The sequence below is a fragment of the Neisseria sp. P0021.S006 genome (assembly GCF_051956895.1).
On the sequence record NZ_JBQCWZ010000063.1, the window covers coordinates 1 to 7,075 of the forward strand.

A 7,075-nucleotide genomic window follows, 5' to 3' on the forward strand; every position below is an offset into this window, starting at 1 on the left:
CCTGCAATGCCTTGCTGCTCGCCTTGTCGGCAAAATATGGCGGCGCATGGTTTGCGGTGCAACTTGTCTTGGCAGCAGTTTTGCTGTACTGCCATATCCGCATTCACTTCGACCGTCGCGTGTTCCAAGACTTTGCCGACAACCGCTACTCTCCTGAAGACTTCGACCACACCTTACAGCAAAACGGTTTACGCCAAATTTCAGGCAGCCGTACGTTGACCCAACGGATAAACGGCGCACTTTCCTTATGGCGCAAAAGCTTATACCTGACCGCCGCACAATTTTTAATTTTGCTTATCCAAAGCATTTGATTATTTTGGCTAATTTACCCAAACCAGATCTAGAGCGGTATCTCACTCCCAAAGGCAGAAACAATGAAAAACTTCCTCAAAAAACAACTTGCCTGGCTAACTGACCAAGCCTTATGTCTGTCGGTCTCTTTTCTTACGGGCGTGCGCCCCAAAAGTCCGCGCGAGCTGACATTCAATCAGCACCAAAAGGTCTATTACGCCAATCACGGCAGCCATGGCGATTTTGTGCTGGTGTGGATTTCCCTGCCCCGCCGCTGGCGCTTGTCCACGCGCCCTGTCGCCGGTTCGGATTACTGGCTGACGAGCAAACTCAAACGCTTCATCATTCAAAATGTTTTCAACGCCTTACTGATTCCGCGCCATAGCGATAATCCGCAAGCGATTACCGAACAGATGAAAGATGCGCTGAACGCAGGCGACTCTTTGATTATTTTCCCTGAAGGCACGCGTAACACTGACGATAACACCATCCTGCTGCCGTTTAAGTCCGGCATTTATCATCTGGCAAAAAGCAAACCCAATACCGAATTTGTGCCGATTTGGATCGACAACATCAGCCGCGTACTGCCCAAAGGCAAAATCCTGCCTATCCCGCTTTTGTGTGAAGTCCATATCGGACAACCGCTTACCTTGCAGGAAAACGAAGACAAAGACAGCTTTTTGACACGCAGCCGTGAAGCGCTGCTGGCACTCAGGCCGTCTGAAAACGACCGCAGCGAGCTTCGCCAAAATGAACCTGAAGTTCAGCAAAACAAAGGAGGACAAGCATGAGCCTTTCTACGACTTCCCAACAAATCATTGTCGAACAAGCCGCCGCTCATCTGACTCCGCAAGCCAGCTATATTTTTGTCGGCGTGTTTGCCGTATTGTGTTTTGCCAGCATCATCGGACAATGGCTTAAGCGCAAAAACGGCGCAGATAATGCCACCATCGCCAACCTCAACGCCCGCATTTACGCATGGTGGCTGATGACGTTGGTGTTGCTGGGTGCATTTTGGTTCGGCAAAATCGGGACGGTTGTACTGTTTTTCCTGATTTCATTTGCCGCACTGCGCGAATTTATGACCCTCGTCTATCGACGCCGCAGCGACTATTACAGCATGGTGGTCTGCTTTTACCTGCTTCTGCCGGTGCAATACTATTTCGTCTATGACGGCTGGTACGGCATGTTCAGCATTTTTATTCCGGTTTACGGCTTTTTGATACTGCCGATTATTGCCAGCCTCAGCGGCCAAACGGCACACTTTTTGGAACGCGCCGCCAAAACACAATGGATGGCGATGATTTGCATCTTCTGTCTGTCTCATGTTCCGGCGCTGATGTTTCTGGACTTGGATGGCTTCGATAACGGCAACAATATCCTGTTGCTGATCTTCCTGATTGGCGTGGTGCAAGTATCGGATGTGTTGCAATACGTTTGGGGCAAACTGATTGGCGGTGCAAAAATCATGCCTTCGCTTTCTCCGTCAAAAACTATTTCCGGCACTGTCGGCGGTATTTTATCGGCCACTGCCATTGCCGCGCTGATGGCGCCGATTACGCCGTTCTCTCACGGCCAAGCAGCCATTATCGGCTTTATCGTCTGCCTGATGGGCTTCTTTGGCGGCCTGGTTATGTCTGCCATCAAACGCGATTACGGTGTCAAAGACTGGGGCAATATGATACGCGGCCACGGCGGTATGCTTGACCGTGTGGATTCGATCTGTTTTGCCGCACCCGTGTTTTTCCACATCACCCGTTATTTCTGGAACGGCTAAACTTCAGGCCGTCTGAAAGCTGTTTTTCAGACGGCCTTTAATGATCGAAACTTCCAGTCCTACCAATTCGTTATACAATACGTAACCATTGTTATTACATACACACAACATGGATAAACCCTCTCCAATCTTTCCTATTTTTCTTGCTGCAATTATCTTCGCCCTTATTGTTTGGTCAGGCATTAATCCTCATGACCGCGCAGTCTGGTACGCCGAAATTATCCCCGTAGCATCCGTATTCTTCCTTCTGGTTGCCACCTACCGCATTTTCCGCTTCAGCAACCTGGCCTACTTATTCATGAGTTTTTGGCTGATTATGCATTCCATCGGTGCATACTACACTTTTGCCGATGTGCCATTTGAATCCATCAACCGCTTTGTCGAACCGATTTTGGGCGAAAACCGCAATCATTACGACCGTATTGCCCATTACATCATCGGCTTCTACGCCTATCCAATGGCTGAATGGCTGCTGCGCCGCAAGCTGTGCAACCTGCCGTTGGCCTTATTTTTCTCCCTGTTCTTCATTATGAGCATTGCTGCCGCCTATGAAATCATTGAATGGCAATATGCCGTCATCGACGGCGGAGAGGCCGGACTGGAATTCTTAGGTTCTCAAGGCGATATTTGGGACGCGCAAAAAGACATGCTTGCCGATACTTTGGGCGCGTTAACTTCCCTGTTTATTTTTGTATTTACCCGACCCGATAAACGCTTGGGTTTCTCTTAAATATATCCCTTTAAAGCAGAAGGCCGTCTGAAACCAGATTTTCAGACGGCCTTTTTTCATTTTTCTATCGACATTATTGTAAAAATTAATAAATACGATAGTTAAAAACATAAGCCAATTTTGAAACAAAATCCGTCATCAAAATTTTTAAGCACATGAAATATATAAAAAACAACGTCTGTTAAGATTTTGTAAACAACATGCCTACGTCAACCTGAATTTTTCGATTTGATTTAAGTCAGCATATCTTGTGTCATTAATCCATAAAATATTCAGAATTCTACAAAATATTGATTAACCCGATAGAGGTTATCATCAAGACGAGGAACACAAAATGCAGAAAATTCCAGAATTGGTCTGCCCCGCCGGCAACCTGCCTGCACTGAAAACCGCTGTGGACAACGGTGCGGACACGGTTTACATGGGTTTGAAAGATGCGACCAATGCACGAAACTTTCCGGGACTGAATTTCGATATGAAATCGGCACGGGAAGGCGTTGCTTACGCCCATGCGCGCGGGCGCAATGTACTGATGGCTATCAATACATTCGCACAAGCTGGCCAAGTGGAGCGTTGGCACGCCGCTGTGGATACGGCGGCGGATTTGGGTGCCGATGCGATTATTGTTGCCGACCCCGCCATCATGGCGTATGCGGCAGACAAACATCCGAATTTACGCCTGCATATGTCGGTACAAGGTTCGGCCACCAATTACGAAGCCATCAATATGATGAAAGAGCTGTTCGGCATCCGTCGTGCCGTTTTGCCGCGCGTGCTGACCATCGATCAGGTCAAACATGTGATTGACAATACTGATGTGGAAATTGAAGTCTTTGGTTTCGGCAGTTTGTGTGTGATGGTGGAAGGCCGTTGCATCTTGTCGAGCTATGCAACAGGCGAATCGCCCAATATGCAAGGTGTCTGCTCTCCGGCAAAATCCGTCCGCTGGGAACAACTGCCCGACCGCATGAACGTACGTCTAAACCAGGTATTGATAGACCAATACAAACCCAATGAACCGGCAGGTTATCCAACCTTGTGCAAAGGTCGCTTTGAAGTCAATGATGAAACCTACTATGCTTTGGAAGAACCGACCAGCCTGAATGTTTTGGAAATGTTGCCCGAACTCATCAAAATCGGTGTATCCGCCATCAAAATCGAGGGACGCCAACGCAGTCCTATGTATACGGCGCAAGTAACCAAATCCCTGCGCCAAGCACTGGATGCAGCCGCAGCCGACCCGTCGCATTTCAAAGTCAATCCGTCCTGGAACAATGCCTTGAGCAAAGTTTCGGAAGGTCATCAGACAACTTTGGGCGCATACAACCGCCCATGGAAATAAGGGGAAAAAAATGAATTCATTGAAATTGTCGCTGGGCCCTATTTTATTTTTCTGGCAAAAAGAAGCCCTACTGGAATTTTACGTTTCCATGCTGGATACGCCGTTGGATACGGTCTATTTGGGCGAGGTAGTCTGCTCACGCCGTCAGAAAATGCGCTTTGCCGACTGGTTCGGACTGGCTGAAGACTTGGCGGAAAGCGGTAAGGAGATTATTCTTTCTTCACAAGTCCTGCTCGAAAGCGAATCCGATCTGAAACGCCTGCGCAAAATCACGGAGCAGGGAAAGTTTAAAGTTGAAGCCAACGACATGGGTGCGGTCAAATTGGCACGCGAACATGGCATTCCGTTTGTTGCCGGTGCAAGCCTGAATATCTACAACGAAACCACTTTGGACGTATTCCGAAAATTAGGGGCATTCCGCTGGATTGCACCGTCCGAGCTGAGCCGCGATAAGGTTGCCGAAATCATCAAGGCTTCAGACGGCATTGAAACCGAACTCTTCGCTTGGGGTAAAATGCCGCTCGCCTATTCATCACGTTGCTTTACCGCCCGCCATTACAATCTGAATAAAGACAGTTGCGAGTTCCGCTGCCTCGACCACGAGCACGGTATGGCCATGAATACGCGAGAAGGCCAGCCGTTTCTCACCATCAACGGCATCCAAACCATGTCTTACGACTGCCAAAACCTACTGCCCCACCATGAAGACTTGAATAAAATCGGCGTGAATATGCTCAGACTGTCGCCACAAATGCACAGCATGGCTGAAATTATCCAAATTCACCGCGATGTATTGGACGGAAAAGCCACATGGGAAGATGTCCGCCCCGAGTTGGAACGACTGACTACCGGAACACTGGTTGACGGCTATTGGCGCGGTCAGCCCGGTATTGAAACCGTGAAGGAGGCATATTATGGCGCTGCCTGAAATCATATTACCCAAATGGATGGCAAAAATCGGTACCAAACTTCCCGGCAAACCTCCGCGCTTTGTTTTAGTCTCCGTATTGAATACCATGCTGAAAAAAGGTTTACTGCCTGCCGATATGGAACTTTTTGCCGGAAAAAAATTCGAAATCGAAGTTTTGGATGCCGGTATTAAAGTGCGGTTTAGTGCCAATACGGAAAAATTCCTGGATGACAACTTCAGCGGTACCCCCGATCTGAGGCTGGCCGCCAACGGTATAGACTTCATGCGCATGATGATGCGCGAGGAAGATCCCGATACCTTATTTTTCAACCGTAAATTGCAAATTGAAGGCGATACGGAACTGGGGTTAATTACCAAAAACTTACTCGACAGCGTCGAGTGGCCTTTCAGCGAATGGTTCCTGAAACGCAGTACGTCCACTTTGGATTGATTAATTTTGGTTGAACCAAGAACAAAGGCCATCTGAATGTTTCAGACGGCCTTATATATTTCACCTCTTTGATATGTCTGGTTTTATCAAATATAAAAAAGCGTACCTTATTAGGTACGCTTTTTTCAATCCGACTCAAAATTAGAATTTTGCGCCAGACTCGTTTGCCATAAAGTCTACAGCTGCTTTAACTTCATCATCGCTCAGGCTACCATTGCCGCCTTTAGCCGGCATAGAATTAAAGCCTTCAAGCGCGTGTTTGTGCAAAGTGTCTTTACCTTGTTTGATGCGAGGAGCCCAGTCTTCTTTTTTACCTACGACAGGAGCGCCTGGAATCAAACCGCCATGACATGTTTTACAGTTGGCTTCAAAAACAGCTTTGCCATCTACCTTAACCAGAGCCGCTTCTGCTTTTTCAGCAGGTTTGGCTTCAGCAGCTGGAGCAGCTTTAGCATCTGAAGCAGCTTTATCGGCAGTAGGAGCTGAAGCAGCCGCCGGAGCAGAAGCATCGGCAGGTTGAGCTACCGGAGCAGGCTCGGCTTTTTTAGCAGGAGCTTTTTTACCGTCTTTGTTGGACAAACCCCAAACATAAGCGGTCATGATGTGCAGCTTGTCTTTGTCGAGGAAGTGACCCCAAGCAGGCATTTGGCTGCTGCGGCCGTTGGTAATGGTTTCGGTAATCGCTTTTTGAGTACCGCCCCACAACCATACATCGTCAGTCAGGTTCGGGCCGAGGCCTTGGATACCTTGACCTTTGTCGCCGTGACAAGTGAAACAGTTGGCAGGTGGGCCGCTAAACAGGGCTTTACCACGCTCTGCACGTTCTTCGTCATATTGACCCTTAGGTTTAGAAAGAGACATAACATACTGTGTTACGTTTTTCACGCCTTCTTCACCCAAAGCAGGACCCCATGCCGGCATAGAGGCAGTACGGCCTTTTTCAATGGTTTCCTGAATTTTTTCAGGTTCACCGCCCCACAACCAATCGTCGTCGGTCAAATTCGGGAAGCCTTTGGAGCCTTTGGCATCTGAGCCGTGACATTGGATACAGTAGGTATTGAAAAGGTTTTGTGCAATAGCACGAGCTTCAGGGTCTTTAGCCACTTTCTCAATCGGCATATTGGAAAATTTAGCATACACTTTACCGTATTGCTGATTGGCTTTGGCAACTTCTTCTTCATATTGACCATGGCTGCTCCAGCCCCACAGGCCTTTGTAATCGCCAATACCTGGATACATAATCAGGTAGCCGACGCCAAACAGCCATGTGCAGACATAAAGCCAAAACCACCAACGTGGCAGAGGGTTGTTGTACTCCGAAATGCCGTCCCACTCATGACCTGTGGTTTTTACTTCTTCGCCTTTTTTAGGGCGTTTCACAACGTTTTGCGAAAGCAGAAGCCAAGCCAGGCCGATGAAGCTGAGCACGACGATAACGGCAATATATATACTCCAGAAACTACTGGTAAATTGGGATGTTGTGTTCATTATTTTGCTCCGTGATCACGGACTGACTGAGCTTGATCGTCCTTTTCAGACGGCCTTTGTTCGTCATTATCGAAAATACTGCTGGC

Annotated in this window: 8 protein-coding genes; 7 read left to right on the forward strand and 1 reads right to left on the reverse strand. The window is 48.1% G+C overall.

The window, feature by feature from the left end; all coding sequences use genetic code 11:
- The 7 genes from ACTHUM_RS10255 to ubiT all read left to right on the forward strand — a co-directional run.
- A partial coding sequence (locus ACTHUM_RS10255; RefSeq protein ID WP_440402846.1) for a hypothetical protein occupies positions 1-311 on the forward strand: 311 nt, incomplete at its 5' end.
- Positions 312-374: 63 nt separating this feature from the next.
- Complete coding sequence (locus ACTHUM_RS10260; RefSeq protein ID WP_101755874.1) at positions 375-1,082, forward strand: lysophospholipid acyltransferase family protein; 708 nt, start codon at positions 375-377, stop codon at positions 1,080-1,082.
- Complete coding sequence (locus ACTHUM_RS10265; RefSeq protein ID WP_004519594.1) at positions 1,079-2,068, forward strand: phosphatidate cytidylyltransferase; 990 nt, start codon at positions 1,079-1,081, stop codon at positions 2,066-2,068. The genes ACTHUM_RS10260 and ACTHUM_RS10265 overlap by 4 nt, the downstream gene beginning before the upstream one ends.
- A gap of 109 nt (positions 2,069-2,177) precedes the next feature.
- Entirely contained in the window at positions 2,178-2,798 is a 621-nt protein-coding gene (locus ACTHUM_RS10270) for a DUF2238 domain-containing protein (protein ID WP_004519593.1), read from the forward strand.
- 334 nt (positions 2,799-3,132) lie between these two features.
- Complete coding sequence (gene ubiU, locus ACTHUM_RS10275) at positions 3,133-4,140, forward strand: ubiquinone anaerobic biosynthesis protein UbiU (RefSeq protein WP_003748766.1); 1,008 nt, start codon at positions 3,133-3,135, stop codon at positions 4,138-4,140.
- 10 nt (positions 4,141-4,150) lie between these two features.
- Complete coding sequence (locus ACTHUM_RS10280; protein WP_440361198.1) at positions 4,151-5,068, forward strand: U32 family peptidase; 918 nt, start codon at positions 4,151-4,153, stop codon at positions 5,066-5,068.
- Entirely contained in the window at positions 5,055-5,501 is a 447-nt protein-coding gene (ubiT, locus tag ACTHUM_RS10285) for a ubiquinone anaerobic biosynthesis accessory factor UbiT (protein WP_070814897.1), read from the forward strand. Before ACTHUM_RS10280 ends, ubiT begins: the two co-directional genes overlap by 14 nt.
- Positions 5,502-5,642: 141 nt before the next feature.
- Here the strand turns inward: ubiT and ccoP are convergent, their stop codons facing one another.
- Complete coding sequence (gene ccoP / locus ACTHUM_RS10290; RefSeq protein WP_440361199.1) at positions 5,643-6,989, reverse strand: cytochrome-c oxidase, cbb3-type subunit III; 1,347 nt, start codon at positions 6,987-6,989, stop codon at positions 5,643-5,645.
- Positions 6,990-7,075: the final 86 nt, after the last annotated feature.

Coding starts and splice junctions, on each gene's coding strand:
- ccoP (WP_440361199.1), bottom strand. CDS start 6,989: ATGAACACAACATCCCAATTTACCAGTAGTTTCTGGAGTATATATATT.
- ACTHUM_RS10280 (WP_440361198.1), top strand. CDS start 4,151: ATGAATTCATTGAAATTGTCGCTGGGCCCTATTTTATTTTTCTGGCAA.
- ubiU (WP_003748766.1), top strand. CDS start 3,133: ATGCAGAAAATTCCAGAATTGGTCTGCCCCGCCGGCAACCTGCCTGCA.
- ACTHUM_RS10260 (WP_101755874.1), top strand. CDS start 375: ATGAAAAACTTCCTCAAAAAACAACTTGCCTGGCTAACTGACCAAGCC.
- ACTHUM_RS10265 (WP_004519594.1), top strand. CDS start 1,079: ATGAGCCTTTCTACGACTTCCCAACAAATCATTGTCGAACAAGCCGCC.
- ACTHUM_RS10270 (WP_004519593.1), top strand. CDS start 2,178: ATGGATAAACCCTCTCCAATCTTTCCTATTTTTCTTGCTGCAATTATC.
- ubiT (WP_070814897.1), top strand. CDS start 5,055: ATGGCGCTGCCTGAAATCATATTACCCAAATGGATGGCAAAAATCGGT.